This window comes from Polaromonas sp. P3_C2 (genome assembly GCF_056402675.1).
On the sequence record NZ_JBFUGX010000719.1, the window covers coordinates 1 to 1,943 of the forward strand.

The following is a 1,943-nucleotide window of genomic DNA, read 5'->3' on the forward strand; positions in this document are numbered from 1 at the left end:
CAGCTGCATCAAGGCCCTCCMCATGAGAAGACCACCATGGCATGGATGAAGTCGCTGCACAGCCGGCCGCATGAAAGTGCGCTGGAGCCATCGACGCTGGACCTGGACCAGCTGCGCCATCAGCTCCACGATGCGCTGCAACGGTGCGAGGGACCCATGTGCGAACGCATGCGCTGGCGTATCGACGAGGCGCACACCGCACAGCACCTTTGGCAGCTGCGGGGAGAGATATTCCAGCTGATAGCCCGCCAGTTCTATCAGGAAGAGGCAGCGCGGCGCATCAATGCGCTGCTGCCCGCCTTCTCCGGCTGGCTACCGGCGCACATGCTGACGCGGGTCTAGAAGCGCCATTTTTTTGGCCAGAACCCGACGGCAACTTGAGATCGAGGTGTTTTAGTGCTGCAACGCTTGATGATCGCGCGCAATTAGCTATCTTATTGATAGCAAAACCGCCGACTCCAACCGCACCCGAACGGGACCTGTTTACAGACAACGGCTGGCCGGCATGGCTGCAGTTCACGCGGGAACACCGCGCTGGCCGTTGTTGTTATTTCGTACCGGCGGCCTGTGCCATGCGTTCGCTCTTCCAGTACACGTCGTCACCGCCATTCATGCGGTTGAGCACGCGCGACAGAACGAAGAGCAGATCGCTCAGGCGGTTGAGGTAGTGGCGCGGCGACTCCTTGACCGGTTCGACCGCACCCAGCGCGACCACCGATCGTTCGGCACGGCGCGCCACCGTGCGGCACACATGCGCAAGCGACGCGGCACGCGAGCCCGCCGGCAAGATAAATTCCGCCAGGCGCGGCAGTTTCGCGTTGTGTTCGGCCAGTGCGTCGTCCAGCAGCGCCACGGCTTCGGGCTTGAGCAGTTCAAAGCCGGGAATGGAGAGTTCGCCGCCCAGGTTGAAGAGCTGGTGCTGCACCTCCACCAGCAGGTCGCGCACGCCCGGGGGCAGCTCTTCGCACAACAACACACCAATGTGCGAGTTCAATTCATCGACATCGCCCATGGCATGCACACGCAGGCTGTCCTTGGACACACGCGTGTTATCGCCCAGGCCGGTGGTGCCGTTATCGCCGGTGCGCGTTGCGATCTGTGAGAGTCTGTTGGCCATGGTCTGAGACGCGGTGAAGCGCGGTGAAAGTGCATGAAGCCCAAGCGTTACGCCGGGCAAGAAAATGTGTCGTCGTACGCCATCATGTGAGTGAGGAAACACCCTGCAAAACTGCTGGCCGCAACGGGCAGGCTGGGTTGCAATGGCTGCTTGTCCACTCTTTGAAAGACTCTTCGCATGACCATGCACACGACAGCAACACAGCATCCAAAACATTCTATTCCCGGCTTCGAGTTGCGCAGCGTGCTTTTGGTGGCGGCACTGGCTATGGGCGCTGCTGGCGCCGTGCGGGCCCAAACCGCTCCTCCCTCACCTGCAAGCCCCACCAGCCCGCCCTCCCAGATGGCGCCTTCCGGCACGCCGGGCGCCGTACCGCAAAACCGCACCACCAGCAAGGACGTCGAGGCGGCTTTCGGCCGTGCGGATACCAACAAGGACGGCAAGCTTGATCGCCAGGAAGCCGAGCACCTGCCGGCCGTGGCACAGCGTTTCGAGCAGATCGATACCAACCACGACACCTTTATCTCGCTGGCCGAGCTCACCAAGGCGGCCACCGGCTCCTGACAGTCCCTGATGGCCCCTTGAGGGGGCGGCCTGCTTTGTCTCCCCCGCTTCATGCGGGCGCTCCAGCGGTCATGGCTGGGCCTCCGGCCTCGTTGGCGCAAACGGCGCGCACGTCGTAAACTGTGCCACCGACCCGGAGACACCATGAACGCCCCCCTGCCCACGCACCTGCTTCCCGAAATCTGCCAGCGCGAAACTCCTGCCGCGCTGATTGACGMGCTGAAAGCCCGCTTTGCCGAGCGCTGCTCAACCGCCCTGGTAG

The 1,943-nt window shown here is 62.9% G+C and carries 3 protein-coding genes; 2 read left to right on the plus strand and 1 reads right to left on the minus strand.

What is annotated here, in order from left to right; genetic code table 11:
• On the plus strand, positions 1–342 hold a 342-nt coding region (locus AC1DWI_RS21130), incomplete at its 5' end, for a hypothetical protein (protein ID WP_477725671.1).
• Between the two features lie 205 nt (positions 343–547).
• Here AC1DWI_RS21130 and AC1DWI_RS21135 read toward each other — a convergent pair.
• On the minus strand, positions 548–1,117 hold the full coding sequence (locus AC1DWI_RS21135; protein ID WP_477670378.1) for a cob(I)yrinic acid a,c-diamide adenosyltransferase: 570 nt from the start codon (positions 1,115–1,117) through the stop codon (positions 548–550).
• Positions 1,118–1,294: 177 nt separating this feature from the next.
• Between AC1DWI_RS21135 and AC1DWI_RS21140 the strand changes: the two genes are divergently transcribed.
• Complete coding sequence (locus tag AC1DWI_RS21140) at positions 1,295–1,681, plus strand: EF-hand domain-containing protein (RefSeq protein ID WP_477670379.1); 387 nt, start codon at positions 1,295–1,297, stop codon at positions 1,679–1,681.
• Positions 1,682–1,943: the final 262 nt, after the last annotated feature.